At 70.6% G+C, this 26544-nt stretch carries 29 protein-coding genes and 1 pseudogene; 18 read left to right on the top strand and 12 right to left on the bottom strand.

Translation table 11 applies throughout. The features are described from left to right. Positions 1-94 precede the first annotated feature (94 nt). Complete coding sequence (locus AB0C16_RS27205) at positions 95-1006, bottom strand: AraC family transcriptional regulator (protein ID WP_357686793.1); 912 nt, start codon at positions 1004-1006, stop codon at positions 95-97. A gap of 60 nt (positions 1007-1066) precedes the next feature. On the opposite strand from AB0C16_RS27205, the gene AB0C16_RS27200 reads away from it, so the two are divergent. Genes AB0C16_RS27200 through AB0C16_RS27190 form a run of 3 tightly spaced genes read left to right on the top strand, consistent with a single transcriptional unit; the run spans position 1067 to position 2914 of the window. Continuing rightward, complete coding sequence (locus AB0C16_RS27200; protein WP_357686792.1) at positions 1067-1624, top strand: helix-turn-helix domain-containing protein; 558 nt, start codon at positions 1067-1069, stop codon at positions 1622-1624. After that, the gene (locus AB0C16_RS27195; protein ID WP_357686791.1) at positions 1617-2453 is read left to right on the top strand and encodes an SRPBCC family protein; all 837 of its coding nucleotides are present in this window, start codon (positions 1617-1619) and stop codon (positions 2451-2453) included. Before AB0C16_RS27200 ends, AB0C16_RS27195 begins: the two co-directional genes overlap by 8 nt. A 50-nt stretch (positions 2454-2503) precedes the next feature. Next, on the top strand, positions 2504-2914 hold the full coding sequence (locus AB0C16_RS27190; protein ID WP_357686790.1) for a DUF2000 domain-containing protein: 411 nt from the start codon (positions 2504-2506) through the stop codon (positions 2912-2914). Here the strand turns inward: AB0C16_RS27190 and AB0C16_RS27185 are convergent. Further along, entirely contained in the window at positions 2897-3385 is a 489-nt protein-coding gene (locus AB0C16_RS27185; protein WP_357686789.1) for a MarR family winged helix-turn-helix transcriptional regulator, read from the bottom strand. The genes AB0C16_RS27190 and AB0C16_RS27185 overlap by 18 nt on opposite strands. A 69-nt stretch (positions 3386-3454) precedes the next feature. On the opposite strand from AB0C16_RS27185, the gene AB0C16_RS27180 reads away from it, so the two are divergent. Next, positions 3455-4318: an LLM class flavin-dependent oxidoreductase gene (locus AB0C16_RS27180; protein ID WP_357686788.1), complete on the top strand. Its 864-nt coding sequence runs from the start codon at positions 3455-3457 to the stop codon at positions 4316-4318. Between the two features lie 909 nt (positions 4319-5227). Here AB0C16_RS27180 and AB0C16_RS27175 read toward each other — a convergent pair. Continuing rightward, the gene (locus AB0C16_RS27175) at positions 5228-6460 is read right to left on the bottom strand and encodes a transcriptional regulator (RefSeq protein ID WP_357686787.1); all 1233 of its coding nucleotides are present in this window, start codon (positions 6458-6460) and stop codon (positions 5228-5230) included. Positions 6461-6639: 179 nt separating this feature from the next. On the opposite strand from AB0C16_RS27175, the gene AB0C16_RS27170 reads away from it, so the two are divergent. From AB0C16_RS27170 to drmC, 6 genes and pseudogenes are all read left to right on the top strand, one after another. Next, positions 6640-6876, top strand: coding sequence for a hypothetical protein (locus AB0C16_RS27170; RefSeq protein WP_357686786.1), 237 nt, complete (start codon positions 6640-6642; stop codon positions 6874-6876). After that, positions 6873-7205: a hypothetical protein gene (locus AB0C16_RS27165; RefSeq protein WP_357686785.1), complete on the top strand. Its 333-nt coding sequence runs from the start codon at positions 6873-6875 to the stop codon at positions 7203-7205. The genes AB0C16_RS27170 and AB0C16_RS27165 overlap by 4 nt, the downstream gene beginning before the upstream one ends. A gap of 139 nt (positions 7206-7344) precedes the next feature. Beyond that, a pseudogene (locus AB0C16_RS27160) lies at positions 7345-7488 on the top strand (hypothetical protein); the annotation flags it as partial. Between the two features lie 121 nt (positions 7489-7609). Then, positions 7610-8722 (top strand): winged helix DNA-binding domain-containing protein, encoded by a 1113-nt coding sequence (locus AB0C16_RS27155; protein ID WP_357686784.1) that lies wholly within the window; start codon positions 7610-7612, stop codon positions 8720-8722. A 294-nt stretch (positions 8723-9016) separates the two neighbouring features. Then, a complete protein-coding gene (locus AB0C16_RS27150; RefSeq protein ID WP_357686783.1) occupies positions 9017-9247 on the top strand; it encodes a hypothetical protein in 231 nt (76 codons plus the stop codon). Further along, positions 9244-10002 (top strand): DISARM system phospholipase D-like protein DrmC, encoded by a 759-nt coding sequence (gene drmC, locus AB0C16_RS27145; RefSeq protein WP_357686782.1) that lies wholly within the window; start codon positions 9244-9246, stop codon positions 10000-10002. Before AB0C16_RS27150 ends, drmC begins: the two co-directional genes overlap by 4 nt. A 30-nt stretch (positions 10003-10032) precedes the next feature. On the opposite strand, the gene AB0C16_RS27140 is transcribed toward drmC, so the two are convergent. After that, positions 10033-11217 carry a cytochrome P450 gene (locus tag AB0C16_RS27140; RefSeq protein WP_357686781.1) on the bottom strand — a complete coding sequence of 395 codons (1185 nt, stop codon included), beginning with the start codon at positions 11215-11217 and terminating at the stop codon, positions 10033-10035. A 474-nt stretch (positions 11218-11691) separates the two neighbouring features. On the opposite strand from AB0C16_RS27140, the gene AB0C16_RS27135 reads away from it, so the two are divergent. Further along, positions 11692-12426, top strand: coding sequence for an SDR family oxidoreductase (locus AB0C16_RS27135; protein WP_357686780.1), 735 nt, complete (start codon positions 11692-11694; stop codon positions 12424-12426). A gap of 79 nt (positions 12427-12505) precedes the next feature. Here AB0C16_RS27135 and AB0C16_RS27130 read toward each other — a convergent pair whose 3' ends face one another. The 6 genes from AB0C16_RS27130 to AB0C16_RS27105 all read right to left on the bottom strand — a co-directional run bounded on the left by AB0C16_RS27130 (position 12506) and on the right by AB0C16_RS27105 (position 18171). After that, a complete protein-coding gene (locus AB0C16_RS27130) occupies positions 12506-12955 on the bottom strand; it encodes a GNAT family N-acetyltransferase (protein WP_357686779.1) in 450 nt (149 codons plus the stop codon). 250 nt (positions 12956-13205) lie between these two features. Further along, positions 13206-14177 carry a DNA polymerase ligase N-terminal domain-containing protein gene (locus AB0C16_RS27125; RefSeq protein ID WP_357686778.1) on the bottom strand — a complete coding sequence of 324 codons (972 nt, stop codon included), beginning with the start codon at positions 14175-14177 and terminating at the stop codon, positions 13206-13208. Positions 14178-14205: 28 nt separating this feature from the next. Continuing rightward, positions 14206-14880: a FadR/GntR family transcriptional regulator gene (locus AB0C16_RS27120; RefSeq protein ID WP_357686777.1), complete on the bottom strand. Its 675-nt coding sequence runs from the start codon at positions 14878-14880 to the stop codon at positions 14206-14208. Between the two features lie 25 nt (positions 14881-14905). Beyond that, positions 14906-15931 carry an MBL fold metallo-hydrolase gene (locus AB0C16_RS27115; RefSeq protein WP_357686776.1) on the bottom strand — a complete coding sequence of 342 codons (1026 nt, stop codon included), beginning with the start codon at positions 15929-15931 and terminating at the stop codon, positions 14906-14908. A gap of 76 nt (positions 15932-16007) precedes the next feature. Next, on the bottom strand, positions 16008-17126 hold the full coding sequence (locus tag AB0C16_RS27110) for a steroid 3-ketoacyl-CoA thiolase (protein WP_357686775.1): 1119 nt from the start codon (positions 17124-17126) through the stop codon (positions 16008-16010). Between the two features lie 43 nt (positions 17127-17169). Continuing rightward, a complete protein-coding gene (locus AB0C16_RS27105; protein WP_357686774.1) occupies positions 17170-18171 on the bottom strand; it encodes a sigma-70 family RNA polymerase sigma factor in 1002 nt (333 codons plus the stop codon). Positions 18172-18261: 90 nt separating this feature from the next. Between AB0C16_RS27105 and AB0C16_RS27100 the strand changes: the two genes are divergently transcribed. Next, the gene (locus AB0C16_RS27100) at positions 18262-19725 is read left to right on the top strand and encodes a DHA2 family efflux MFS transporter permease subunit (protein WP_357686773.1); all 1464 of its coding nucleotides are present in this window, start codon (positions 18262-18264) and stop codon (positions 19723-19725) included. Between the two features lie 32 nt (positions 19726-19757). On the opposite strand, the gene AB0C16_RS27095 is transcribed toward AB0C16_RS27100, so the two are convergent. Both AB0C16_RS27095 and AB0C16_RS27090 read right to left on the bottom strand, forming a co-directional pair. Next, the gene (locus tag AB0C16_RS27095; RefSeq protein WP_357686808.1) at positions 19758-20699 is read right to left on the bottom strand and encodes an NADP-dependent oxidoreductase; all 942 of its coding nucleotides are present in this window, start codon (positions 20697-20699) and stop codon (positions 19758-19760) included. 56 nt (positions 20700-20755) lie between these two features. Further along, positions 20756-21352 (bottom strand): TetR family transcriptional regulator, encoded by a 597-nt coding sequence (locus tag AB0C16_RS27090; protein ID WP_357686807.1) that lies wholly within the window; start codon positions 21350-21352, stop codon positions 20756-20758. A 321-nt stretch (positions 21353-21673) separates the two neighbouring features. Between AB0C16_RS27090 and AB0C16_RS27085 the strand changes: the two genes are divergently transcribed. From AB0C16_RS27085 to AB0C16_RS27060, 6 genes are read left to right on the top strand one after another with little or no spacing between them, the layout of a single operon-like run. Beyond that, complete coding sequence (locus AB0C16_RS27085) at positions 21674-21859, top strand: hypothetical protein (RefSeq protein ID WP_357686772.1); 186 nt, start codon at positions 21674-21676, stop codon at positions 21857-21859. Further along, a complete protein-coding gene (locus AB0C16_RS27080) occupies positions 21859-22824 on the top strand; it encodes an acyl-CoA dehydrogenase family protein (RefSeq protein ID WP_357686771.1) in 966 nt (321 codons plus the stop codon). Before AB0C16_RS27085 ends, AB0C16_RS27080 begins: the two co-directional genes overlap by 1 nt. Then, entirely contained in the window at positions 22824-23978 is a 1155-nt protein-coding gene (locus AB0C16_RS27075; RefSeq protein WP_357686770.1) for an acyl-CoA dehydrogenase family protein, read from the top strand. Before AB0C16_RS27080 ends, AB0C16_RS27075 begins: the two co-directional genes overlap by 1 nt. Then, positions 23975-24874: a bifunctional MaoC family dehydratase N-terminal/OB-fold nucleic acid binding domain-containing protein gene (locus tag AB0C16_RS27070; RefSeq protein ID WP_357686769.1), complete on the top strand. Its 900-nt coding sequence runs from the start codon at positions 23975-23977 to the stop codon at positions 24872-24874. Before AB0C16_RS27075 ends, AB0C16_RS27070 begins: the two co-directional genes overlap by 4 nt. Beyond that, entirely contained in the window at positions 24874-25308 is a 435-nt protein-coding gene (locus tag AB0C16_RS27065; RefSeq protein WP_357686768.1) for a MaoC/PaaZ C-terminal domain-containing protein, read from the top strand. Before AB0C16_RS27070 ends, AB0C16_RS27065 begins: the two co-directional genes overlap by 1 nt. Positions 25309-25339: 31 nt before the next feature. After that, positions 25340-26542, top strand: a complete 1203-nt coding sequence (locus AB0C16_RS27060; protein ID WP_357686767.1) for a lipid-transfer protein — start codon at positions 25340-25342, stop codon at positions 26540-26542. Positions 26543-26544: the final 2 nt, after the last annotated feature.

Genomic DNA, 26544 nt, shown 5'->3' with positions numbered 1-26544 from the left:
CTTCTTTACGGCACGGCCAAGGGCACGCCGGACACCGTACGGGGCTGAGGGCCTCCAGGGGGACGGCCGCTGACCCGCACGTGGCGGGCCGCCGCTACGGCGCCCGCGTCACCGGCTCCGTGGTGGTGCCGGTGGCCTGGCGGTAGGCGCCCGGGGTGAGGCCGAAGTGGCGGATGAACCAGCGGGTCAGGTGGCTCTGGTCGGCGAACCCGGTGCGCGCCGCGACCTCGCCGATCGGCAGGCCGCCCGCGATCAGGCGTTTGGCCGCGCGCAGCCTGAGCTGGCGCTGGTAGTCGCTGGGGGCCATGCCGTAGGCGGTGCGAAAGGCCCGGTAGATCGTGAAGCGGCTGCTGCCCGTGGCTTCGACCAGGTCGTCGATGGTCAGGTCCTCCAGGTGACGCTCGTGGAGGAGCTGCCGGGTCTGCCGGGCGACGCGGGCCGAGCCGGGAAGCCCGGTCCGCCGGGGAACCGGGGTCGCGGCCGCTCGCCGTACCATCGCCGAGACCGTGGCGGCGAGCAACTCGTCGCGGCGCAGCGCCGGGGCGCCGGCCGACAGGGCGGTGTGCAGGCCGCTGTGCAGACTGCTGTGCAGATCGTTGTGCAGATCGCTGTGCAGGGCGTGGTGCAGGGAGCGCAGTGAGGTCGCCAGCAGCGGGTCGTCGAGCACCGGGGCGGGGAAGAGCGGCAGGCCCGCGCGGCGGGCGGTGAGATCGGCGAGCAGGTCGGACACCAGGTCGGTGCGGATGTGGACCATGCGATAGGTGAAGCCCGTGTCCGTCGCGGCGTGGCCGTCGTGCGGGTCGTCGGGGTTGAAGGCCATCACCATGCCGGCCGCGCTGGTGTGGGCCGATCCGCGGCAGGTGAACGCCTGAGCCCCCTCCTCCGTCACGCCGAAGGAGTAGGTCTCGTGGCTGTGGCGATGGTAGACGTGCCGTTCGAAGTGCGCGTGCATGGCCTCGACCCGCTGATCGGGGGAGCGCCAGTAGCGGGACCAGTCATCCGTCACCCTGTCATTGTGCCGCCCCCATTGACAAAGACTTGTTTTACGTAAAGGATTGATTTTGCGATGAGAGATGTCCTGTATCTGGAAGAGATCGAGCAGGCTGAGGCACTGCTCAAGCCGCAGCGCGTGGAGGTGCTGCGGCAGCTGGCCGAGCCGCGCACCTGCACCGAGGTGGCGCAGCAGCTCGGGCAGACGCCGCAGCGCGTCTACTACCACGTCAAGCGGCTGGTCGACGCGGGACTGGTCGACCTGGTGTCCGAGCGCAAGGTGCGCGGCATCCTCGAAGGCATTTACCAGGCCGCCGCCCGCTCCTACTGGCTGTCGCCGCGCCTGGTGGGCCGGATCGGGCTGCGCAAGGCGCAGGACGAGCTGAGCCTGGGCTACCTGCTGGACCTGATGGAAGAGGTCCAGGCCGACATCGCCGCGCTCGACCGCACGGCCCCGGAGCTGCCCTCGATCGGGCTGTCCGGGGAGATCCGCGTCCTGCCGGAGAACCGCCAGGAGTTCCTCAACGACCTGCACACCCTGATGCGCGACCTGTTCACGAGGTACGGCGGAGCCGAGGGAGACGCCTTCAAGCTCGCCGTCGCCTGCTACCCCAAAGGAGAAGCACATGACTGAGCCGATGATCGTACGCGCCCGCGTCCACGCGCCGCTCAAGGAGGTGCGCCACGCGCTGACCGACCCCGAGGCCATGCGCGTCTGGCTGGCCGAGAAGGCCGAGGTCGACCTGCCCGGCCGCTACGAGTTCTGGGGCCGGCACACGCCCGAGGGCGACGAGCCGCGCCAGCGGCTGCTCCACGCCGACGACCGTACGGTGCGCTTCGCCTGGACGCTCGGCGGGGTGGAGACCACCACCGAGTTCTCCGTGGAGGAGGACGGGCCGTCGGCGACGATCGTCTCGGTGTCGCAGAGCCACTACGACCACCAGGAGGCCCTGGAGGGTAAGAACATCCGCGGCGTGCTGCAGACCTTCTGGTATCTGGCGCTGGCCAACCTGGCCGAGCACTTCGACGGCCGTGAGCTCACCCCGAAGGTTGACTTCACCGGAACGTCCGAGTTGTTGGCACAGGTGCTGATCGACGCGACGCCGGACAAGGTGTTCGAGTCGCTGACCGACTCGGAGTCGGCCACCCGCTGGTTCGGCTACCCCATCGCGATCGAGCCGCACGTCGGAGGGCGCTACGCCATGGGCGGGTTCGACAACCCCGACCCGGCGCGGATCCTGGAGCTGGAGCCCGGGCGCAAGCTCTCGGTCGACTGGGGCGGCACCGGCGTGGGCACCTGGGAGCTGGAGGGCTCCGGCGGCAAGACCCGGCTCACGCTGATGCAGAGCGGCTTCGACGGAGCGCAGCCTCCGTTCGCGGCCTGGGGCGGCATCCTGTCCGGGCTGGCCGAGCTGCGCCGCTTCCACGAGGTGCCCGACTGGGAGCCCATCTGGGTGCAGTAGGCGCACCAGCGTTCAAGACCCGGCGGAGGCGGGGACGGGAGACTGGCCGCATGCGTTTCGACACGAAGATCGGCATTGTGGTCCGCGACGACCTGGCCGTCTGGCAGCGGCTCAACGTCACCGCCTTCCTGGCCAGCGCCGTGGCCGGCGGGGTGCCCGAGACCGTCGGCGAGCCCTACGCCGACGGCTCGGGCAACGGCTATCTGCCGATGTTCCGCCAGCCCGTGCTCGTCTACGCGGCCGACGCCGAGGCGCTCGGCCGCGTCCGCGAGAAGGCGATGGCCAGGGGGTTCGACGTCGCGGTCTACATCGACGAGATGTTCAAGACGGGCCACGACGATGACAACCGGGCCGCGGTGCGCGCGGTGGAGGCGGCGGAGCTGCAGCTCGCCGGCCTGGCCGTCCACGGGCCGCGCAACCCCGTCGACAAGGTGCTCAAGGGGCTAGCGCTGCATCCCTGACGCCTCTGGGGAGCCGTCGGGCGCGAGGTGGGCCAGCACGGTCTCCGCGACGGTGCCCAGCACCTCCAGCTGCTCGGGGGAGAGCAGGTCGATGAAGTGGCGGCGGACCGACTCGACGTGCTCGGGAGCCGCCTCCTCGATCGCGCGCAGCCCCCCTTCGGTGAGCACGACCACGGCTCCGCGCGCGTCCGTCTCGCACTCCTCGCGGGTGACGAGCCCGCGTTGCTCCATCCGGGAGATGTGGCGCGAGAGCCGGCTCTTGGACCAGAGCATCCGGTCGGCCAGCTCGGTGAGCCGCCGCCGGTGCCCCTCGGACGAGGTCAGCGCCGACAGCACGTCGTAGTCGGGCGCCGACAGCCCCGAATCCCGCATGAGGTCACGGCTGACCTGGGCGTCGAGGAGCAGTCGCATCCTCCGATAGCCGATCCAGGCCCGGAACTCGGCGTCGTCCAGCCAGCGTGGCTCGGCCATGCGCATGCTCCTTTGTTGACGTGTAACCAATTCTAGCTTAGGTTTACATGTAAACCTTGAGGAGGCATGGTGAGCGCAAGACTTTTCGGGCTGGGCATCTCGACCTCGGCGGCGGCCGGAGCGGATCCGGTGGGCGACGCCAGACGGGCCGAGTCGCTGGGATTCGACTTCGTGTCGGCCTCGGACCACCCCTGTGGGAGCGAGCCGACATACGAGGTGTGGACCCTGCTGACCTGGGTGGCGGCGGCCACCACGCGGATCCGGCTCGCGACCCGGGTGCTGGGCGTGCCCTACCGCTCGCCCGCGATGGTGGCGAAGATGGCCGAGAGCCTGCACCGGCTGTCCGGCGGGCGGCTGATCCTGGGGCTCGGCGGCGGCTACTCCGACGAGGAGTTCCGGGCCTTCGGGCTCGGGGTGCCGTCACCCCGGGAGAAGGTGGACGGGATGGTGGAGGCCGTCCAGATCATCCGAGGTCTGTGGTCGGAGCCCGGTTTCAGCTTCGAGGGCAGCCGCTACCAGGTGGTGGACGCCGACCTGGAGCCCAAGCCCGAGCGGCCGATCCCCATCTGGCTCGGCACCTACGGCAGGCGGGCGCTGGAGGCCACCGGCCGCCTCGCGGACGGCTGGATCCCCTCGTACGGCTTCGCGCCGCCGGAGCAGGCGGCGGCCATGCGCGACCAGGTCCTAGCCGCCGCCTCAGCCTCAGACTCGGCGGGCGGGCGTGAGGTGGCCTGCGTCTACAACGTCCCGGTGCACGTGGGCTCCCCGACCGGCGACGCCGGGGTGGTGTCGGGCAGCGCCGCCGAGGTGACGGAACGGCTGCTCGGGTTCGCCCGGTCGGGGTTCACCTCGATGAACCTCATGCCCGTGGGCGACTTCCGCGAGCAGGCCGAGCGCCTGGCCGTCGAAGTGCTGCCCGAACTGCGCGCCTAGCTCAGGCACGGAGAGAGGGCTGCTGTTGGGCCCCCAACTCGCCCTGCTACGACCCGATCGCCAACGGATCGACGCGTACTTCCTTGCGGGCTTTCGCAGAGCCTTGTCCGCAACGCCAGGCATCGGCAGCCACTCAGGTGCGAGCCGGTTCGATCTGCCGTAGATTCCAGCAGGTGCCTCCGGGCCGATGCCAGCGTCAAGGACCCGGATCGTTCCCGGTCGTCGATAGGAAGCCGCTTTACTGGGTCTCGGGGTAGTAGGGCATGGCGCAAGCCGGCAAGGGTCGTCGGCGAGGAGCGAATGGTGACGAGTGCGACCTCTGAGAGGCCGGCCATCGGAGAGCTGGGTTCGGTCCGCGGGCAGCGCTGGGTGGTGGGCGAGGTCGAGCCCGGCGAGAGCAGCGCTCTGGTGACTCTGCAGAGCGTCGAGGACGGCCGGTACGGCGACACACTCGCCTCCTGTGTCGCAACTCAAGCCCGGGGCCTGTTGATTCTCCTCCGGAGCCCGATGATTTCGGCGGTAGGTCATCGTATGAGAACAGGCGCGTAGTCGATCACTGCCTGACTGCCGCTCTCAAGGCATCGTGAACGCGTTGCCCGCTCTGCGGACGGATGGTTTGCAGCGAACCGACTCGGAGTCCCCTGCGCGAGAACGGTGACCGCGTCGAGCTGAGCTCGTACGACGGGCAGGAGTGGACCACTTCCCATGGTGTCCTCGACGCGGCGATGCTCGTCCAGGCAGCGTTCGAGCCACTCGATCGTGGCGGTGTCCACACGCGTCGGTTAGCGTCCACGACAGTGGTGTACGGGTTTGAACCCGTTCGCCAGCTTGGGGCCTATAGACGAGCTTGCCTTCGGCCAGCGTCCGCACCCGTACGGGAAGCTGCGCTTTGTCTCTGAGTGCAACTCCTCATTGAGCGCGGTCTATCACTTCCCGCACCTGCGGTACGTCCCGGTACGGCGCAAGCCGGTCGATGACGACACGATGACGACGCGCTGTTCTGTCGCTGGCCACGTCCTTCGAAAGGTCGAACATTCGCCAGGCGGCACGAGCCGCTTCCTCTGGCTCGTTGGCGTCCGCGAGCGCGACGACGAGCCAAGACAGGTACAGGGCGAGCTCGCGAGCGTGGGTAGCGTCGTAACGACCCAATACGTCGGTGAGTAGCGGCACTGCCCGAAGCGGCCGGCGCAGTTCGGTATAGGCACGTGCTTCCATGATCTGCAGCTCGCTCGCGTCCACCCAGTACAAGTACGCGGGCTCGTCCTCGCCGCCGTGCTGTTCAAGGGAGGTCCTGGCCTCACCCAACGCTCGCATGGCAGGCTCAGCTTCCTCGACTTGAACATATGCCCAGGCGATGCGATCCCAGGCAAGAGCACGCGCCCGCGCTGGCGCGTGCGGCCCGGCCGCGTCAAGTGCCGCGCGGGCAAGCATCACCCCTTCCTGAGGGTTGCCGAGATTGGCCGTCTGGTAGGCCAGGGAGCCGAGGAGGTTTGATTCCAGGGTGCCGTCCCCGGCCTCCTGAGCGGCGCGGATGCCGAGTCGATAGATGTTGGCTGCTTGTTCGGGTCGTCCGGCGTCACTGGCGATCCATCCAGTGATCTGCGCGAGTTCCCCGATCACGCCGAGCAGCGCGCGGCTTGTGTGCTCGGCGTAGGTGGCCTCGCGGTAGAGCCGTGTGGCGGCGTCGAGTTCGCGGAACGCGGGCTGCAGGAGGTCGCCGCCGGCCAGCACGTCGTCAGCCAGGCGCAAACGATGGACTCTCGCGGACAGAACGGCGATGGTGCTCATTCCGATCCGCCGCCCGGTCCGGGTGGGGAGCGGGGTGAGGGCATCGCTGTCAGGCAGCTTGGCGAGGACATCGTCAAGGGTCGGGCGCCACGGAGCCTGCGGCATGTCGAACAATTCGGCTTCGCTGATCCCGAATGCCCGGGTGTATAGCAGTCGGTACGGATCACGCGGCTGGTTGTGTCCGGCTTCGTACACCTTGATTCGGCGAACGATCGTCTCCCGAGCGGGAAGGCACTTGCGCGTCTCATCATCAGCGGCCTCAACGAGACGACGGGCCATCTCTTTCTGACTCCACAGCCGGTTGCGGCGCTCGGCGCGCAGCCGTACGGCCCATGCGGGAAGTTCAGTCACCATCGTGAGCACCTCGCTGTCAGACCTGGGGGACGTTCTGACCAACCCTTAGTGTCCCCAGATCGCACCTGTGATCAAAGGATTACGCGCTGTTGTAATCGGAGGTGACGCGATCGAAGCCGGGGTCCGCAGGCGCTGGAACCGCCGTGCGGACCCCTAGATCAGGATGGTGGTCCTGACCCATGACACACGATAGGGCTGTAGCCGCCGCTCGTCCGGTGTTCGCCGGGTGGCGGATCATGCGCAGCGACGCCGGACGGTGGTGGGCGACGCGCGAGCGGCCGTTTCCTCGGGCCGTTGAGGACGCGGGCGCGCACCGTACGGTCGACGCCGACGACCTGGTGGGGTTGTGCCAGGCCATCGCGGCGCAGGAGGGCATCGCCGAGCAGAAGCGCCGGATCGTACGGGCGACGCGGTGACCGCGTCCGCCGTCGTTCTCGCCCCGCTCGCTGTCGCCGCAGAGGACGATGACTGCCTGGGCATTTCGCCGCATCCGGCCGTGCCCCGCCCCGGGGGCACGGCGCTGTGGTGGATCGAGCAGAGCCTTGGGCCCGGCCGGGTCGTCGCGTACACCTGCTCCTGCCGGATGACCGCCTACGAGCTGGTCGCCTGCGGCGGCGTCTACCAGATCCGCCGCCGGACCCTTGCCCGCCCCGGCGTGCCGCCCGTGTCCTGGACGGCCGAGCGATGGCGCCGCGCGGAGGCGCTCGAATGGTGGCGCCGCCTGCTCGCCGGCCAGGCCCGATGAGCCGCCCCGCCGACCGGGGCCGACCTCGGCCGGCGGGGCCGCGGGCGGCCTGACGTACACCCAGGGTTCAGGCCGCCCGCCCGTAAGACCCGCCCGCACACCCCGCGCGGGCGGGAGGACTTGGAGAAATGAGGCCGAGATGAACGATCTGTACGAGCGGGACCTCACGGGAGCGCGCTACCGCCGGTTGTGCGGCGGCAACCAGCAGGAGGAGGAGCAGGAGAGCTGCGTCGAGATCGCCGCGATCCCCGGCGCGGCCGACGCCTTCGCCGTGCGCGACAGCAAGAACCCGAACGCCGGGACGCTCCGGTTCACCGGAGACGAGCTAAGTGCCCTGCCCACCCCGGCTCACCAGCAGGCGATCACATCGTCGGATTGTCGGTGGCGAAGGATACGGTTAATCAGTGGAACTCTCCCCCCAACAGGTGCTCGGCCTGCGGATGTCCAGCCTGCTGCTACGAGCGTCGCCCAGCGGCGTCGGCCGGGCGACGGGCGTGGCCGAGGTGGTGACCTGGCTCGGGGCGATGCAGGCGCAAGACCTGGCCAGCGGTCTGTGGTCGTTCGGCGCGCGACTGCCCGGATACACCGCCGCCGACGTCACCGCCGCGCTGGAGCGGCGTGAGGCGCTGCGCACGTGGCCGATGCGTGGCACCATCCATTTCGTCCCGTCCCGCGACGCCCGCTGGATGGTCGAATTGATGGGCGTCCGGGTGCTGAACGGCGCGGCGAGGCGGCGCGAACAACTCGGCCTCTCGGAGGAGACCGCCGTTCAGGCCATGGAGGTGCTGGGCGCGGCCCTGACCGGCGGCGGGCGGCTGAGCCGGTCGGAGTGCCTGGCCGTGCTGGCCGACAAGGGCATCGACACCAGTGGCCAGCGCGGCTACCACCTGCTGTGGTACGCCAGCCAGCGGGGCCTGCTGTGCATCGCCCCCAACATCGGCAACGAGCAGAGCTTCGTGCTGCTCGACGAGTGGGTTCCCGACCCGCACCGGCCAGAGCGCGACGAGGCGCTGGGCACCATCGCCCTGCGTTACTTCCGCGGCCGCGGGCCGACCACCCGGCACGACTTCGCAGGCTGGACCGGCCTGACCGCGGCCGACGCCAAACGCGGCATCGCCGTGGCCGGCGACGCGCTGGCCCGGGTGACCGTCCAAGGGGTGGAGACGTACCTCGACGCCGCGCTCCTCGACACCGCCCCTCCTCCGGCCGGCGACGACGAGGTGCTCGTGCTGCCGGGGTTCGACGAATACCTGCTGGGCTACAAGGACCGCTCGCTCATGGTCGCCGACGAGCACAAGGCGGCCATCATCCCCGGTAACAACGGGGTCTTCCAGTCCACCGTGGTACGCGCCGGCCGGGTCGTGGCCACCTGGAAACGCACCCTCGCGAAGAGCCGCGTACGGATCGCCGTTCAGCCGCTCTTACCACTCCACAGAAGCGACCGGGCGGAGGTTGAGCGGGCGTTCGAGCAGTACGCGCAGTTCGTGGAACGCACCCCGGAGGTGCGCTGGCCGTGATCCGTCGCGTGTTCAGGCAGTGCTGACCCTGCGGCCACCGCATGATTCCGATCGCCTGTCTCGGCCCTCGCGATGATGCCCGCGACCACGCTCTCGTGAAAAAGGTTCAGGCGCTTACGATCTGGTCACTCCTCGTTCAGAAGTCTCCCCAGAAAGCGCTGCACCGCCTGCAACCTGCTGGCCCGCGTCGACTCCAGGGCGTTCGAGTTCGAGAACGACAAGCCGAACAAGCCGCACGAGGCGCGGTTCTTCCACCAGTGCGGCAAGGGAAACCGGAAACGCCTCGTGGTCGGTATGGTGCGGCTGACCCGCCGCGCGCTCGCCGAGGCCAGGAGTTGCTCCTCCGATCCACTTTGTGCCGAGCGGCTGCCCCGCAAGCCGGAGGACTTCCTGCACGGCGCGGCATGCCACGTGTGCCTGTTCGTCTCGGAGACCACCTGCGAGCGCGGCAACCGGTTTCTCGACCGCAGGTTCGTCGTGCCGATTGACGATCCGGCCCTGGCCCTCTATCGCGACCTGCCGTGAGCGGCGTCCAATTCCGTTTCGAGAAGATCGCGGCGGACGCAGTGGAGCGCCTCGGCCCGGTGCATCTACGGACCCTGGCCGACCGGATCGCCGAAGGCGGCCCGGCGTCCGGGATCACGAACGCGGTGCCGCTGCCGGACTTCCCCGATGTCGCGCAACGCATCCTGTCCGCGCAGCTGGTCCTGGGCATGCCGAACGAAGAGACGGCGATCTACCTGCACGGGGTGGCTTCCGGCTACGAGCGGCATCGGGCCACCTCCACGGTCGAGTCAGTGTGGACCGGGCCGGCCACGCATGCCGTGCCCGTCCGATCCACCGCGCAGGTGCTCATCGACGTGGCGGGCGAGGCGTCGCACGAGCTGGTCCTCATGACCTACTCGGCCACGCCGTACCAGCCGCTGCTCGACGCGCTGGCCCGGGCGCTCGAACGTGGGGTGTCGGTGATGGTGGTCGTCGAGACCCTGCAGGGCGCGGGGTCGGCACTCAGCGGTGCCGAGCCCGCGCACGCGTTCACCGGATTGCCGGGTGTCGAGTTATGGCACTGGCCGGTAGGCGAGCGCGCGGAGCAGGGCGCCAAGATGCACGCGAAGCTCGCAGTCGCCGACCAGCGCGTACTGCTGGTGTCCAGCGCCAACCTGACCCAGTCGGGTGTCTCCAAGAACATCGAGGCCGGGCTGCTGGTCCGGGGCGGCCCAGCACCGCGGCGGGCGGCTGAGCATGTCGCCCGCGCGCCCGCGGCGTACTGCGACGCCTGAGTTGAGCAAGCTCCAATCCGGACGATGAAACTAGCTCATGACGACGGGCAGCTCCTTGATGCCGTTGATGAAGTTGGAGCGCAGGCGCCGGGCCTCGCCGGTCCGGCGCAGCCGGGGGTGGCGGCGGGCCAGTTGCTCGAACAGGATCCGAAGCTCCAGCTTGGCCAGGTGGTTGCCGAGGCAGAAGTGGGCGCCGCCGCCACCGAAGCCGATGTGCGGGTTGGGGCTGCGGCCGATGTCGAAGACCTCGGGGTCGGGGAAGGCGGAGGCGTCCCGGTTGGCCGAGGAGTAGAAGACGACCACCTTGTCGTTCTCGCGGATCCGCTTGCCGCCGAGGTCCAGGTCCTGGGTGGCCGTGCGGCGGAACAGGTTGACGGGGGAGACCCAGCGGACGATCTCGTCGGCGGCTGTGGCGGCCAGCGCCGGATCCGCGACCAGGCGGTCCCACTGATCCGGGTGGTCGAAGAGGGCGAGCATGCCGCCCGACGCCGCGTTGCGGGTGGTCTCGTTGCCGGCGACGACCAGGAGGAGGACGAAGAGGTCGAACTCGTTCTCGTCGAGCGTCTCGCCCTTCTCGTCGGGCTGGATGAGCTTGGTGACGATGTCGTTCCGGGGATTGCTCCTGCGCTGGGCCGCCAGCTGGTTGGCGTAGGCGTAGACCTCCATGGCCGCCGCGCTGCCGTCCTCGGGGGAGTCGGCGTAGTCGGGGTCCTCGGCGCCGATCATGCGGTTGGACCAGCCGAAGATCTTGTCCCGGTCGGTGACCGGGGCGCCGAGCAGCTCGCAGATCACGTACAGCGGCAGCGGGGCCGCGACCTCGGTGACGAAGTCGATCTCGCCCGAGCACTTGTCGAGCAGGTCGTCGCAGATGTCGCGGATGTGCTGTTCGAGGGCGCCGATCGTGCGGGGCGTGAACCCTCGGTTGACCAGCGAGCGCCGCCGCGTGTGCTCCGGCGGGTCCTGGTTGAGCATCATCAGCCGTTGCAGCGCCCGTTGCTCCTCGGGCATCTCGTTGAACAGCGCCAGCCGCCGGTAGGAGGAGAAGAGCTCGGAGTGGCGTGACACGTGGACGACATCGTCGAAGCGGGTGACGGCCCAGAACGGAGGCTCGCCGTCGTGCCGGTGGACGGGGTCGTTCTCGCGTAGCCAGCGCAGCTGCTCGTGTGGTGGTCCGGAATCCGCGTAGAGGTCTTGGTCGACGAGGTCGATCCGCACAGAAGTTCACCTCGGGCAATTTGATCAAGCGCTTGGTCGAGAACCATACTGAAACGTGTTCTATTACGCTACACCGTCGTCGTCAACCGCCCTATCCCTTGGCCGGCCAGGTTCCCGGACGGACGGCCGAGTCATCGGGTCTCTTTCGACCACAGCTGGCGAGTCGTGAGACACCGTGACTCGCGAGCGAACGGGAGGAGCGTCATCGTCGCAGGTGGCGGCACACTCGCCGGAGTTCGGGGGAGCGGTTGGCGAAAGGGGCTCACCGATCCGATGTTTCCGGAGTTGAGGTCTTGACATACGCTACGGCCGAGCAGCAGCATCGGGCCCAGAGACATCCGATGTATGACTGTGGGGATGCGGTGTGAGCGGCGGCAGGTACGTCACTCCCGACGCGCCGGGCTTCGGCGCGGAACTGCACCCCGAATCGATCGCCGCCCACAGTTACCCGGGCGGCGAGGTCTGGAAGGACGCATGAGTCTCAGAGCGATCGTCACCGGCGGCGGTTCGGGCATCGGCCTGGCCACCGCGAAACTGCTGGCCGAGCGGGGCATGCGGGTGGCCTGCCTCGACCTCGACCCGCCCGGCGAGCCGTTCGTCGGGATCCGGGCCGACGTCACCGACGACGCCGCCGTGCGGGCGGCGGTGGCCGAGGCGGCCGAGCGGCTGGGCGGCATCGACGTGGTCGTGAACAACGCGGGCATCGGCGCTCAGGGCACGGTCGAGGACAACCCCGACAGCGAGTGGCAGCGGGTGTTCGACGTCAACGTGCTCGGCATGGTCCGGGTGAGCCGGGCGGCCCTGCCGTACCTCCGCAGGTCGGAGCATGCCTCGATCGTCAACACCTGCTCGATCGCGGCGACCGCCGGCCTGCCCCTGCGGGCGCTCTACAGCGCGACCAAGGGGGCCGTGCTGTCACTCACCCTCGCGATGGCGGCCGACCACGTGCGCGAGGGAATCCGGGTCAACTGCGTCAATCCCGGCACGGCCGACACCCCGTGGATCGGCCGGCTGCTCGACGCGGCCGACGACCCGGAGGCCGAACGTCAGGCGCTGAACGCCCGGCAGCCGATGGGACGCCTGGTCAGCGCGGAGGAGGTCGCCGCGGCGATCGCCTACCTGGCCGGTCCGGAGGCCGGCGCGACCACCGGCACCGCCCTCGCGGTCGACGGCGGCATGCAGGGGCTCAGGCTCCGGCCGACCAGCTGAAGGCATCAATCCAGGGTCGCCCCCGCGCGGGGTGCCGGCCCGACGAGGAAGATCGGCCCTGTGGTCCGGCGCTGGAGGCTCAGCCGGGACAGACGTAGTCGACGACCCACAAACCGGGGATGACCTCGGTCTCACCCCTCAGCGCGAATCCGAGCCGTTCGTAGAGTGCCCGTGCGGGGTGGTTGGCGCGGCCCGTGGACACCGTGATCGTGCGGTCTCCCGCCCTGGTCATGACCTCCTGGACCAGGGACCGCCCGACGCCGCGCCGGTGTGCCCCGGGATGCACGACCAGCCGGTCGACGTCCACCTCGGTCGCGGTCTCCGCCCAGGCGACGGCGCCCACGAGCCGGTCGTCGTCCACGGCCCCCAGCCAGCGCAGCGGCTTCGACCGCAGCTCGGGCAGGCTCTCGTGCAGCGGGGGGATCCGGTCGTCGCCGATGAGCTCCGCCTCCACGGCGTACGCGGCCCGCTGCAGCGTCAGCAACTCCGCGCCGATGCCGCTCTCAGGGGATATCTCGCCGATCCGCATCCGACGAGTATCGCCTATCCGGCCTCCCACAGCGCACTCACCGGCATCGCGCGCCCGCGATCACCGAAGGAGTAGGTCTGGTCGCCCGTGCGGAGCACCACCTGGCACATGAGCCGGACATGTGCTGGCGGTTCAGTCGCAAGGTGCCGGCGCGTTGGACGGCCTATCGATGGGGCATCGGTCGCGGGTCTGGTGGTGGTCTGGACGCCAGTCGGACGGTGGGCCGATCGCGATGATCGTGGCTTGGTCGCTAGCCGGGTGGTGGATTCGTCGGGCGATTCGGCACGAAGATCCACGACGTGGACGGGCCCGGCTCGTAGGGGGAGTCGAGGCGTTTGGCGAGGACGCCCGGAAGGCCCTGGTCACGGGCGGCCTGGCGCACCGGCCCGGCCTGGCCGGGCCAGGAGGGGGCGGTCTGCCAGCGGGCCGCCGACAAGCCGAGGGCCTCCAGGGCGGCGCGGCGGGCCGTGTAGGGCTCGGCGATCAGGGAGTGGCCGTCGTCGTAGAGCAGGTCGTAGCAGACCAGCACCTCGGCGCCGCCCAGCGTGACCACCTCGCCGTCGAGGACCGCGGTGCGGCTGCCGAACGACGCCGCCAGCGGCCGCAGCCAGGGATGCCTCCGCGCCGCGTCCGTCCGGCCGCCCTCGATCGGCACCAGGACGCGGTCGCCGCCCCAGGCGAACTCGAACGCGTACTTCTCGGCGTCGCGCGGCGGGCGTGAGCGCTCGGCCGGAAGCATGGGGTCGAGCGGTGGGAAGGGGGCGCGGACCGGGGGATCCATCCGATGGATCATCCAGTTCTTGCCGTTCGTCTGGAACAACACGAAACGGCCCGAGGCGCGGGCGCCGTGCAGCACCACCTTGACCTCGCAGTCGGACCACTTCTCCGTCTCGTAGGTGCCCTGGTCCCAGACCGTCATCGTGCCGCCGCCGTACTCGCCCTGCGGGATCTCCCCGCGGAACGTGAGGTACTCCATCGGGTGGTCCTCGGTGTGGACGGCCAGGTGGTTGGTGCCGGGGTCGCCGGGCAGGCCCTTGGGCACGGCCCACGAGACGAGCACGCCGTCGCGCTCCAGCCGCAGGTCCCAGTGCAGCGACCGCGCGTGGTGCTCCTGGATCACGAACGCGTTGCCTTCGCCCGGCTCGGGGGTCTCGGTGGGGACGGGTTCGGGGGTACGGCCGGCGTCGCGCTTGCTTCGATACCGGTCGAGTTTGTCAGCCACACAGGTGTGATACCCGTGCGCGATCCGGTCAGGCGAGGGCCTGGCGAAGCAAGGACTCCACACCCGCCACGTGCACGGTGGCCCACGAGCGGGCCACGTCGGCCTGACGGGCGGCGATGGCCTCGTAGATCGCGGTGTGCTGCTCGCGCGTCTTGTCCAGCGCGCCCTCCTGGGTGAGGCCGCGCCAGACCCGGGCCCTGGTCGTCGGCCCCGAGAGGCTCTCGATGAACGAGCAGAGGACGCTGTTGCCCGACCCAAGCGCGATCCGCCGGTGGAACCGCAGGTCGTTGGCGACCAGCTCCTCGATCGTGGGAGAGGCGGGCAGCGACTCGAGGATCACGCGGAGCTCGTCGATCTCCTCGTCGGTCATCAGCTTGGCGGCCATCGCCGTGGCGGCCGGCTCCAGGATGCGGCGCACCTCGAAGAACTGCAGCACGGTGTCGTCGCGGTGCAGGTCGAGGACGAACGACATGGTGTCGAGCAGCAGCCGCGGCTCCAGGCTGGTGACGTAGGTGCCGTCGCCCTGCCGCACGTCGAGGACGTTGATCAGGGCCAGTGCGCGCACGGCCTCGCGCAGCGAGTTGCGGGACAGGCCGAGGCGCTCGGCCAGGTCGGCCTCCTTCGGCAGCCGGTCGCCGGGAGCCAGCTCGCCGGAGAGGATCATCTGCTTGATCTTGTCGATGGCCGCGTCGGTGACCGCCACGCTTTTCTCCCTAGACATCGGATGTCTAGGAGTCTAGGGCCTGAAACCGTACGGGCTCGACTCCGGTGACCCTCGTGATCGCGCCGCGCGCCTCCAGGGCGCGCAGGTGGGCCGCGGCCTCGCCGGCCGCCATGCCCCGCAGCATGGGAGACAGGTCGTCCCAGGATCTGTTCCAGGTCATCATGGCGGCGACCTCCCAGATGGTCTGCGGCTCCGCCCGCTCGGCCAGCAGCGCGCGAAGCTCGGTGAGCTTCTCCTCGTGATGCTGGCGGATCTCGCCGGCTCGCGCTGCCGCATCAGGAAATATCCACTCGTGGGCGGGAAGGGCGTCCAGCGGACCCAGCTCGACGATCCGCTCCAGTGACTCCAGGAACTCTCCCAGCGGATCGACATCATGGCGATCGTACGGATAGATGCCGACGTGAGGAGTGATGTCGGGCAGGACGTGATCGCCGGTGAACAGCCGGTCGGCGTCCTCCAGGTGCAGGCAGATGTGACCGGGAGTGTGGCCGGGCGTGTGCACGGCCCGCAGCTTGCGGCCGGGCAGGTCGACCAGGTCGCCGTCGCGCAGCTCGCGATCGGGCGGCGCCGGCGGGCTCGGGCGCTGGGCCGTGGCGATGTCCACCTCCGCCGGGTCGGCGCCGGCCCTGCGGAGCATGTCGGCCTGGAAGCTGCGGTGCTCGCCGTCGGCCAGGCCGTGCATGAGCCGGACCAGCGCGGCGTCGGCCTCGTGCATCGCGATCCAGGCGCCCGAGGTCTCCTTGACCTGCCCGGCCAGCCCGGCGTGGTCGGGATGGAAGTGGGTGACGACCACGCCTCTGACCGTGGCGACGTCGATGCCCAGGGAGGCGAGCCCGCCGTGGAGCGCCTCCCAGGCGTCGGGATGGTTCCATCCGGCGTCGACCAGCACCGGGCCCTTTGGCGACTCGACGGCGTAGACGAGGGTGTAGCCGAGCGGGTTGCCGGGGATCGGCACCGGCACGCTCCACACCCCGCCGCCCAGGTCCTGCGGGCTCTGCTCCAGGTATGGCCGGCGTCGGGTCTTTCTCATCGATGATCCCCCCGTAGAGCGTGTGGTTCGAGTGTGAAGGAGCGGGCCGGGGGATGGATACGGAATATCCGGCGTGTCACGCGATGCGCTCGAGGATCGTGGCCGTGGCCAGCGCGCCGCCCGCGCACATCGTGACCAGAGCGGTCGACGAGTCCGAGCGCTCCAGCTCGTGCAGCGCCGTCGTGAGCAGCCGGGCGCCGGTCGCGCCCACCGGATGGCCGAGCGCGATGGCGCCGCCGTTGACGTTGACGCGGTCGAGGTCGGGCTGGTGCACGCTCGCCCAGGACAGCACGACCGACGCGAACGCCTCGTTCACCTCGAACCTGTCGATGTCGCTCATCGTCATCCCGGCCGAGCCGAGCACCTTGGCCGTCGCGTCGACCGGGCCGTCGAGGTGGTAGTAGGGCTCCGAGCCCACCAGGGCCTGGGCCAGGATCCGGGCGCGGGGCCGCAGGCCGTGGCGCAGCGCCGACTCCTCGCTCATCACCAGCACGGCGGCGGCTCCGTCGGAGATCTGCGACGACGTGCCCGCGGTGTGCAGGGAATCCTCGGACGGCACCGGCCTGAGCTTGGCCAGCCCTTCGGCCGTGGTCTCACGCAGGCCCTGGTCTCGGGTGACGGACCCGACCGGCACGATCTCCCGCTCGAACCGCCCGTCGGCCCACGCCTTGGCCGCCAGCCGCTGGGACCGCGCGCCGAACCAGTCGAGCCGCTCCCTGGTCAGCCCGCGCCGCCGCGCGATGCGGTCGGCGGCGGTGAACTGGTCGGGCAGGTCGATGCTCCAGTCGTCGGGCCGGGGATTGGCGGGCAGCACATTGCTGCCCAGCGGCGCCCGGCTCATCACCTCGACCCCGCAGCCGATGCCCACCTCGATCACCCCGGCGCGGACCATGGCCGCCGCGAGGTGCACGGCCTGCTGCGACGAGCCGCACTGGGCGTCGATCGTGGTGACCCCCGTCTGGTAGGGCAGGCCGGCGTAGAGCCAGGCCATGCGCCCCACATGGCCGCCCTGCTCGCCCGCCTGGGTCACGCATCCGGCGAACACCTGCCCGACCAGCGCGGGGTCGACACCGGAGCGTTCGGTCAGCCCGTTGAGCGCCGTGGCCAGCACCTGTTGTGGTTTGAGCTCGGACAGCCGGCCGCCCCGCTTGCCGATGGGGGTGCGGACGGCCTCGACGATCACAGGTGTGCTCACAGTCGCCTCCAGAATGATGCTCCGGTCCAGACTGTAACGCGTTCTACTTTGCTGTGGAAGCCCGGTCCCCGGCCGGCAACGTGCGAGACAGCCCGAACGTGTCGAACAGCTCGGCGCCGAAGAACATCACCACATGGCTGACGCCCTCACCGGTCACGGTGAGCACGTGCAAGGCGAACGCGTCATAGGTCGCGCCCTCGCGGAAGTACATCCCGAACGCCGGCTGGCCGTTGGCCGCGACGGGGACGAGCCGCAGATCGCCCGCCCGCCCGGCCGGACACCGGGTCTCGATGAGCTCGACGATGCTCTCGGGGCCCTGCCACCAGCCGGTGTAGGGCGGCATCTCCCAGACCGCGTCCTTGGTGAACAGCTCCACGATCGCGGCCACGTCGTAACTCTCGAAGGCCGCCACGTAGCGGTCGAGCTGGGCCTGCTGGTCGGCGGGCAGCGGCTCCACCCGGTCGTCGAGGCTCGGTGACACCTCGCTGAGCTGGGCGCGGGCCCGCTGCAGACCGCTGTTGACGGCCACCGTGGTGGTCTCGAGCACCTCGGCCACCTCGGCCGCCCGCCACCTGAGCACGTCACGCAGGATCAGGATCGCGCGCTGCCGGGGCGGCAGATGCTGCAGGGCCGCGATGAGCGCCAGCCGGATGCTCTCGCGCGAGGTGACGATCGCGGCGGGATCGTCGGCCCCCGCGCCCACCATGCCGTCGGGCACCGGCTCCAGCCAGGGCACCTCGGGCTGCTCGACCAGGGGCGCGGAGGCCTCGGCGCTCGGCGCGCCCAGCCCGGTGGGCAGCGGCCGGCGGCTCCGGCTGTCGAGCGCGGTCAGGCAGGCCGTGGTGGCGATGCGGTAGAGCCACGTGCGCAGGGAGGAGCGGCCCTCGAACCTGTCGTAGGCCCGCCAGGCCCTCAGGTAGGTCTCCTGGACGAGATCCTCGGCGTCATGCACCGACCCCAGCATGCGATAGCAGTGGGCCAGCAACTCGCGGCGCAGCGGATCAGCCAGCCTGAGGAACTCCTCGTTCGATGGCTTGTCGGTCATAACTCCTGTATAGACGGCGCCACCGACAGTCCGATGAGTTCCTCGGCCGGGCCCGGTCTACACCGGCGAACCTACCGAAAGGGAATCCCGATGAGCTCCGTACTGACCGGCCGCTCCCGCTGGGTCGCGCTCGTGGTCCTGTGCACCGGCATGCTGATGATCGTCCTCGACGTCACGGTGGTGAACGTGGCGCTTCCGGCGATCCAGCACGATCTCGGTTTCACCCCGTCGAGCCTCGCCTGGGTGGTCAACGCCTATCTGATCGCCTTCGGCGGCCTTTTGCTGTTAGCCGGCCGGCTCGGCGACCTCGTCTCCAGACGCGGGGTCTTCCTGGCAGGGCTGGCCGTCTTCGTCGCCGCCTCACTCGCCTGCGGGCTCGCGGGCAGTCAGGAGGCGCTGATCGCCGCGCGCTTCGTCCAAGGCGTGGGCGGCGCGATGACCTCGGCCGTGATCCTGGGCATGATCGTCACGATGTTCCCCGAGCCGCGGGAGCAGGCCAGGGCCATCGGCGTCTTCAGCTTCGTCGCCTCGGCGGGCGGCTCGATCGGGCTGCTCGCCGGGGGAATGCTCACCCAGGGCCTCAACTGGCACTGGATCTTCTTCATCAACGTCCCCATCGGCCTGGTCACCGCGGTGGCCGCGATCCGGCTGCTGCCCCGCGACAGAGGACTCGGATTCGGCGACGGAGCGGACGCGACCGGCGCCGTGCTGATCACCGCCGCGCTGATGCTCTGCGTCTACACGATCGTCAAGCCCGCGGCCGAGCTGGGCTGGGGCGCACCCCAGACCCTCGGGCTCGGAGGCGCGACGATCGTCTTGCTGGTCGCGTTCGTGATCCGCGAGGCGAAGGCCCGCAACCCGCTCGTCCCGCTGCGGATCTTCCGCTCGGCCGACGTCTCGGGGGCGAACGCCATCCAGGCGCTCACCGTGGCCGGCATGTTCGGCATGTTCTTCCTTGGCGTGCTCTACCTGCAGCAGGTGCTCGGCTACGACTCGCTCACGACCGGCCTGGCCTTCCTGCCGACGACGGTCGTGATGGGCACCCTGTCGCTGAGGTACGCGGAGCGGCTCGTGCACCGGTTCGGCGCCAGGCGGGTCCTGCTGGTGGGCCTGGCGCTCATCGCCGGTGGCCTGGCGCTGTTCGCCCGGGTGCCGGTCGACGGCGGCTACGTCCTCGACGTGCTGCCGGCGACGCTCCTGCTCGGCATCGGGGTCGGAGGCTCCATGCCCGCGCTGGCCGTACTGGCCATGTCGGGCGCCACCGAACAGGACGCCGGCCTGGCCTCGGGCCTGTTCAACACGACCGCGCAGGTCGGGGCGGCGCTGGGCCTCGCGGTCCTGGCCACGCTGTCGGCCTCCCGGAGCGAGGACCTGGCCGGTCAGGGCGCCGGCGCGGCGGCGGCGCTGACCGGCGGCTACCGGCTGGCGCTGCTGGTCGGCGCGGCCCTGGTCGCCGTCGCCTTCGTCGTCGCGCTGGCCGTGATCAGGCGCTCGGCCGAGCGCCCTTCGGTCGAACCCGCCGAACCCGCGCTCGTTCTCACCGGGGAGCGGTGAGTCCGCCCCGGCTCTCATCGCGGACCGCGTGCTTACTGCGGAACGCTGAGCACGATCTTGCCCGTGGTGCGGCCCGACTGACCCAGCTCGTGGGCCTTGGCCGCCTCCGCGAGGGGCAGCACGGCGGCCAGCTCGACCCGCAGCCGCTCGGCCTCCACCAGGGCGGCGAGTGACCGCATGGCCGCGTAGTCGGGCTCGACCAGCATGGCCGCCGAGCGGATGCCGCGCTCGGCGGCCATCGCGTGCAGGCCCTCGTGCAGCAGCGAGATCGTGAGCGAGACGATCGTGCCGCCCTCGCGCAGGGTCCGCAGCGAGCGGGGCCCGTAGTCGCCGCCCATGGTCTCGAGCACCACGTCGACGTCGCGCACCACCTCGGCGAAGTCCTCGCTGCGGTAGTCGACGAGCTCGTCGGCGCCGAGGCCGCGCAGGAAGTCGTGCTTGGCGGCGCTGGCGGTGCCGATCACGTAGGCGCCGCGGGCCTTGGCGATCTGCACGGCGAGGTGCCCGACGCCGCCCGCGGCCGCGTGCACGAGCACGCGGCTGCCCGCGTGGACCCCCGCGGTGTCGACGAGCGCCTGCCAGGCGGTCAGCCCGGCGAGCGGGATCGCGCCCGCGTGGAGGTGGTCGACGTTGCCGGGCTTGCGGGCGAAATGCCGGGCGGGCGCGGCCACGTACTCGGCGTAGGCGCCGTTGCCCTGCGGATAGCGGAGCAGCCCGAAGACCTCGTCACCCGGCTGGTAGATCGTCGTGCCCAGGCCGACGGCCTCGACCACGCCGGAGACCTCCCAGCCCAGCACGAACGGCGGCCGCATGCGCAGCACGCCGCCGGACTCGCGGGTCTTCCAGTCGGTGGGATTGACCCCGGCCGCGTGCACCCGCACCAACACCTCGGTCGGCCCCGGCTCGGGCCGGTCGACCTCTGTCATCTTCAGCACCTCAGGGCCGCCCAAGGTGTCCTGACTGATCGCGCGCATCTTCATCCCGCCAGCCTAGGCCCGCCGATGATCAGCGGGCCGCCCGGCAGGCCGCGTCAGATGTCGGTGATGAGCCGTTCGGCGGCGATCTCGATGCGGCGCTGGATCTGCTCGTAGCCGCGGCGGCCGCGGAGCATCTCGAGCAGCTCGTGCACCCACACACTGGACAGCGAGCTCGCCAGGGCGAGCTGCTCCTCGCTGGCCTGCTCCTGGGACAGCCCGTCGGCGGCGACGCGGAGCAGCAGGCCCGTCATGCGGTCGCCGAACGGGGTCTCGACCTCGGCCAGGATCAGTGAGCGGATCAGCGCGTCGGCGAGCTCGGGCTCGCGCATGAGGCCGCGGGTGGCGCGCATGAGGACGTCGACGGCCCGGCCCGCCGGGGTGGACGCGCTCGGCGGCCGGCGCTCGATGCTGCTCTCCAGGAGGTCGATCTCCTCGCCCACGACCGCCACCACCAGGTCCATCTTGGACGGGAAGTAGCGGTAGAGGGTGCCGAGGGCGACGCCCGCGCGCTCGGCGACGGTGCGCATCTGCATCGCCTCGACGCCGCCGCGCGAGGCCAGGGCGGCGGCGGCCTGGACGATGCGCTTGCGGCGCTGGTGCTGGCTCCGCGTCCGGACACTGTGCCCGCCGGGGGTGGGATGACTCTCCATGGTCCCCTCGCTGTCGCCGGGGGGCACGGCAATGGTCGCGTGCGGAGTACGCATGAGAACACGTTATCTGATTTCCGTACGGCGTGGCTTGTTACTCACGAGTCACAAAGAACCTGTATAGATGCATGTCCACGGCGTTACACGGATATATCCAGACTTGTCAGAACGTGCGGGCACTAGACAGATATTAGAATCTGTTCTAGTTTGCTTTTCGGTTGACCGAGCGCTTGCTGGAGGCCGCATGACGGCGGACACGTTGGCCACGATGCCGCTGGCCTGGGCCGGGGACGACCGGCCCGGCCTGATCCACGAGGACCGCGTGTGGCCGTGGCGCGGACCCCCTCGCACCAGGTCGTCAAACGCCACCTCGTCCGCGACGCCTGGCGGACCGCCGACCCGGTCTGGTGGCGTACCTGCGCGGGCTGGCGGCCGCTGACCGGCGAGGACACCAGGGCGATCGAGGACGAGTTCGCCGCGAACGGCCGGCGACGACTACTGGAGGGCTGATGGATTTCAACCTGGACGAGACCCAGCAGGACCTGCGGAGGCTGGCCGCCGAGTTGCTCGCCAAGGAGGCGGGAGAGGACAGGCTGCGCGAGGCCGGGCTGCTCAGCGTGTGCGTGCCCGAGGAGGCGGGCGGCGCAGGGCTGGGGCCCGTCGAGATGGCGGTCGTGCTGCGCGAGGTGGGCGCGCGGGCCGCGGCCGTTCCCGCGCTGCCCGCCCTGGCCGGCTCGCTCGCCCTCAGCAGGTACGGCACGCGCCACCAGCAGGCGCGCTCGGCCACCGTGGCCCTCAGGGAGCCGGGCCGGGCGCCGGCCGACCCGCCGGTCACCGCCGCGGACCGGACCTCCGAGGGCTGGGTGCTGACCGGGCGGAAGACCGGAGTGCCCTACCTGGAGGCGTGGGCGCTGGTCACCGCGGACGAGGGCGTGTTCCTGGTCGACTCCCCGGAGACGACCCCCGAGTTCACCTCCACCGGTGAGCCGGCCGCCACCATCGTGCTCGACCGCACCCCGGCCGAGCGGGTGGCCGGGCCCGAGGCCGTCACGGAGGTGCGGCAGCTCTTCACCGCCGCCGTGGCGGCGCAGGCGAGCGGCGTGCTCGCGGGTGCGCTGGAGCTGACCACCGAGTACATCAGGACCAGGAAGCAGTTCGGCCGGGTGCTCGCCGAGTTCCAGGCCGTCACGATGCAGATCGCCGACGTCTACGTCGCCGGGCGGGCGCTCGACGTGGCCGTCTGGTCGGCCGCCTGGCGGCTCGGCGAGGGACTGCCGGCCGAGGAGGACCTGGCCGTCGCCGCCTTCCACGTCGGCGAGGCGGTGCGGGCCCTCTACACCTGCCAGCACCTGCACGGCGGCCTCGGCCTCGACGTGACGTACCCGCTGCACCGCTACTTCGCCCAGGCCAAGCACCTGGCGCACCTGCTCGGCGGCCAGGACGCCCAGCTCGACCTGATCGGAGCCCTCGCCTGATGCTGATCGACCTCACCTCCGGCCAGCGCAGGCTGCGTGACGAACTGCGCGAGTACTTCCGGAACTGCCTCACCGCCGACGACCGCCGCAAGATCGCCAACGACCCGTTCGGCGAGGCGTACATGGAACACTGCCGCCGCCTCGGCCGCGACGGGAAGCTCGGCCTCGGCTGGCCCAAGGAGTACGGCGGCAGCGGCTACGGCCCGATCGAGCAGCAGATCTTCGCCAACGAGATCGCCCGGGCGAGCGTGCCGTACCCGCTCATCACCGTCCAGACGGTCGGGCCGACCCTCATGCAGTACGGGACGCGGGAGCAGAAGGACACCTTCCTGCCGCGCATCCTGGCCGGCGAGTGTCACTTCGCGATCGGCTACAGCGAGCCCGAGGCGGGCACCGACCTGGCCGCCCTGCGCACCACGGCGGTGCTCGACGGCGACCACTACATCGTGAACGGCCAGAAGATCTTCACCAGCGGAGCCCACTACGCCCAGTACATCTGGCTGGCCACCCGCACCAACCCCACGGCCAAGAAGCACAAGGGCATCACCATGATGATCGCCTCGACGGCCGACCCGGGCTACTCCTGGACGCCGATCATCACCATGGACGGCCGCCACCACACGAACGCCACCTACTACTCCGACGTCCGCGTCCCGGTCGGCATGGTGGTGGGCGAGGTGGACAAGGGCTGGGACCTGATCGTCAACCAGCTCAACCACGAGCGCGTCACGCTCGGCCCCGCCGGCAACCTGGGCCAGACCTACGACCGCTTCCTGGCCTGGGCCCGCCGCACGGGGCTGGTGGACGTGCCCGACGTGCGGCGCGCGCTCGGCCGGGTGCGCGCCTACTTCCGTACGAACGAGCTGCTCAACTGGCAGGTCGCGGCGAACATGGACCTCGGCTGGCTGGGCGCCCCCGACGCGTCGGCCACCAAGATCTACGGCTCGGAGCGGATGCAGGAGGTCGGCAGGATCGTCTGCGACGTCCTGGCCCGCTACGGCGACCCGTCCGACCCGGAGACGGCCGAGCTGATGGAGCGCCTGGACCGCGGCGTCAAGGGCGCGGTCGTGCTGACGTTCGGCGGCGGGGTCAACGAGGTGCAGCGGGAGCTGATCGCCATGCTCGGGCTGAGCCTGCCGAGGCCGCCCCGATGACCGACGAGGAGCTGCGCGAGCTGGCGGCCAAGCAGGCGGCGCTCGGGGAGGTGCGGGGCGCCCCGGGCGCGGATCCGGTCAACGCGCCCATGATCCGGCACTGGCTGGACGCGATGGGCGACTCGAACCCGGTCTACCTGGAGCGGGGCGTCGCGCCGCCCGCGATGGCCCAGGTGTGGACCATGCCGGGGGTGCGTCCCCGCGACAAGGTCCGGTCGCCGGCGGACGACCTGATGGCGGCGCTCGACGGCCAGGGCTACACGGGCGTGGTGGCGACGAACTGCGAGCAGGTCTACCACCGCTACGCCCGATTGGGTGAACGACTGACGCCCGCGACGCGCTTCTCCGGGCTGGCCGGGCCGAAGCGGACCGCCCTGGGCGAGGGATACTTCGTCACCTGGAACGTCACCTGGTACGACGAGGCCGACGAGCCGGTGGCGGAGATGATGTTCCGGGTGCTGAAGTTCCGCCCGGTTCCGGCCCGCCGCCAAGCCGAGCCCTACCCTCTGCGACCCGCCGTCAACGCGGACACCGCGTTCTTCTGGGAGGGTGTGCGGCAGGGCGAGCTGCGCATCCAGAGCTGCGCCGACTGCGGGGAGCTCCGCCATCCGCCGGGCCCGGTCTGCCCGGTCTGCCGCTCCACCAACCGCACCCACGTCGTGGCCCGCGGCGAGGGGACGGTCTTCAGTTACGTCGTCCACCACCATCCTCCGGTCCCCGGACGCGAGACGCCCTTCGTGGTGGCAGTGGTGGAATTGCCGGAAGGGGTGAGAATCGTGGGCAATGTAGTGGACTGCCCGCCCGAGGCGGTGCGTATCGGCATGCCGTTACGCGCCACCTATCGAGCCATGGACGATGAACTGATCCTGCCCATGTGGGCGCCACGGGAGCCGTGATGCGGACGCTGACCGGAGATCAGGTCGAGGTCGGTTCGGTGCTCCCCGAGCTGTCGATCGACCTCACGCCCACGGTGGTCGTCTCCACCGCCCTGGCCACGATGGACTTCACCCCCCTGCACCACGACGTCCAGGGCGCCCGCGCGCAGGGCTCCAAGGACGTCTTCCTCAACATCCTGACCACGATGGGCCTGGTCGAACGGTACGTCACGGACTGGACGGGACCCGGCGCGATCATCAACCGGATCAACGTCAGGCTGGGCGTCCCGGCCTACGCGGGCGACCGCCTGAGCTTCGGCGGGACGATCGTCTCGCGGGCGGGCGCCGAGTTCACGGCCGAGGTGCGGGGCAAGGTCAGCCTCGGCGACCACGCCACCGGCACCGTGACCTTCACCCTGCCCGAGCTCGGCGAGCCCTCGGCCGGAGGCGCCTGAGCGGGTCCCTTGACCGCCCCGCCCAGGCGGAATGCGTCAGTGTGCGTTCGTTCGAAGGAGCAGTGTCGTGTCGCAGTCGCAAGCCGCCATCGCGGGCATCGGCGCCACCGAGTTCAGCAAGGACTCCGGCCGGACCGAGCTCCGGCTCGCCGCCGAGGCCGTGTTCGCCGCCCTCGACGACGCCGGCCTCGACGCCGCCGAGGTCGACGGGATGGTGACCTACACCCAGGACTCCAACCAGGAGATCGCCGTGGCCAGGGAGATCGGGGCGGGCGAGCTGACGTTCTTCTCCCGGATCGAGTACGGCGGCGGCGCCGCCTGCGGGACGGTGGCCCACGCCGCCATGGCCGTCGCCACCGGCATGGCCCGCACCGTCGTCTGCTACCGCGCCTTCAACGAGCGCTCGGGCCGGCGGTTCGGGCAGCCCGACGCGCGCCTCGGCGGCCAGCCGACGTCGCAGGGGCTGGAGATGAGCTGGCACGTGCCGTTCGGGCTGATGACGCCCGCCGCCTGGGTGGCCATGTTCGCCCAGCGCTACCTGCACACCTACGGCGCCACCTCCGAGGACTTCGGACGGGTCGCCGTGGCCATGCGCCGTCACGCCTCCACCAACCCGGCCGCGTGGTTCTACCAGCGGCCGATCACGCTGGAGGAGCACCAGGCGTCGCGGTGGATCGTGGAGCCGCTGCACCTGCTCGACTGCTGCCAGGAGAGCGACGGCGCGGTGGCGCTCGTGGTGACCTCCGCCGAGCGGGCTCGCGACCTGCGCCGCTCTCCCGCCGTGATCACGGCCGCCGCGCAGGGGGCGGGCGAGGAGCAGCGGATGATGACCAGCTACTACCGTGACGACATGAGCGGCCTGCCGGAGATGTCCGTGGTGGGCAGGCGGCTCTGGGAGATGTCCGGACTCGGCCCCGGCGACATCCAGACCGCCATCCTGTACGACCACTTCACGCCGTTCGTCCTGGCCCAGTTGGAGGAGCTGGGATTCTGCGGGCGCGGCGAGGCGGCCGGCCTCGTCAAGGACGGCGGCATCGAACTCGACGGCCACCTGCCCGTCAACCCCCACGGCGGCCAGCTCGGCGAGGCGTACATCCACGGCATGAACGGCATCGCCGAAGCAGTGCGCCAGATCCGCGGCACCTCGGTCAACCAGATCGCCGGAGTGCGCAACGTCCTGGTCACCGCCGGCACCGGTGTGCCGACCAGCGGCCTGATCCTGTCAACCGACTGACC

The sequence above is a fragment of the Nonomuraea sp. NPDC048916 genome, assembly GCF_040649575.1.
Lineage (GTDB): Bacteria > Actinomycetota > Actinomycetes > Streptosporangiales > Streptosporangiaceae > Nonomuraea.
Note: the sequence above shows the minus strand (reverse complement) of the source record. Positions and strands in the feature narration are given on the sequence as shown.

Bases quoted from the DNA above. Each gene is read 5' to 3' on its own strand.
- AB0C16_RS27075 (WP_357686770.1), top strand. From the start codon at position 22,824: ATGCTGATCGACCTCACCTCCGGCCAGCGCAGGCTGCGTGACGAACTG.
- AB0C16_RS27070 (WP_357686769.1), top strand. From the start codon at position 23,975: ATGACCGACGAGGAGCTGCGCGAGCTGGCGGCCAAGCAGGCGGCGCTC.
- AB0C16_RS27080 (WP_357686771.1), top strand. From the start codon at position 21,859: ATGGATTTCAACCTGGACGAGACCCAGCAGGACCTGCGGAGGCTGGCC.
- AB0C16_RS27115 (WP_357686776.1), bottom strand. From the start codon at position 15,931: ATGAGAAAGACCCGACGCCGGCCATACCTGGAGCAGAGCCCGCAGGAC.
- AB0C16_RS27150 (WP_357686783.1), top strand. From the start codon at position 9,017: ATGGTGCGGCTGACCCGCCGCGCGCTCGCCGAGGCCAGGAGTTGCTCC.
- AB0C16_RS27190 (WP_357686790.1), top strand. From the start codon at position 2,504: ATGCGTTTCGACACGAAGATCGGCATTGTGGTCCGCGACGACCTGGCC.
- AB0C16_RS27200 (WP_357686792.1), top strand. From the start codon at position 1,067: ATGAGAGATGTCCTGTATCTGGAAGAGATCGAGCAGGCTGAGGCACTG.
- AB0C16_RS27105 (WP_357686774.1), bottom strand. From the start codon at position 18,171: ATGACCGACAAGCCATCGAACGAGGAGTTCCTCAGGCTGGCTGATCCG.
- AB0C16_RS27090 (WP_357686807.1), bottom strand. From the start codon at position 21,352: ATGGAGAGTCATCCCACCCCCGGCGGGCACAGTGTCCGGACGCGGAGC.
- AB0C16_RS27065 (WP_357686768.1), top strand. From the start codon at position 24,874: ATGCGGACGCTGACCGGAGATCAGGTCGAGGTCGGTTCGGTGCTCCCC.
- AB0C16_RS27060 (WP_357686767.1), top strand. From the start codon at position 25,340: ATGCGTCAGTGTGCGTTCGTTCGAAGGAGCAGTGTCGTGTCGCAGTCG.
- AB0C16_RS27175 (WP_357686787.1), bottom strand. From the start codon at position 6,460: ATGGTGACTGAACTTCCCGCATGGGCCGTACGGCTGCGCGCCGAGCGC.
- AB0C16_RS27130 (WP_357686779.1), bottom strand. From the start codon at position 12,955: ATGCGGATCGGCGAGATATCCCCTGAGAGCGGCATCGGCGCGGAGTTG.
- AB0C16_RS27195 (WP_357686791.1), top strand. From the start codon at position 1,617: ATGACTGAGCCGATGATCGTACGCGCCCGCGTCCACGCGCCGCTCAAG.
- AB0C16_RS27170 (WP_357686786.1), top strand. From the start codon at position 6,640: ATGACACACGATAGGGCTGTAGCCGCCGCTCGTCCGGTGTTCGCCGGG.
- AB0C16_RS27135 (WP_357686780.1), top strand. From the start codon at position 11,692: ATGAGTCTCAGAGCGATCGTCACCGGCGGCGGTTCGGGCATCGGCCTG.
- AB0C16_RS27100 (WP_357686773.1), top strand. From the start codon at position 18,262: ATGAGCTCCGTACTGACCGGCCGCTCCCGCTGGGTCGCGCTCGTGGTC.
- AB0C16_RS27095 (WP_357686808.1), bottom strand. From the start codon at position 20,699: ATGCGCGCGATCAGTCAGGACACCTTGGGCGGCCCTGAGGTGCTGAAG.
- AB0C16_RS27185 (WP_357686789.1), bottom strand. From the start codon at position 3,385: ATGGCCGAGCCACGCTGGCTGGACGACGCCGAGTTCCGGGCCTGGATC.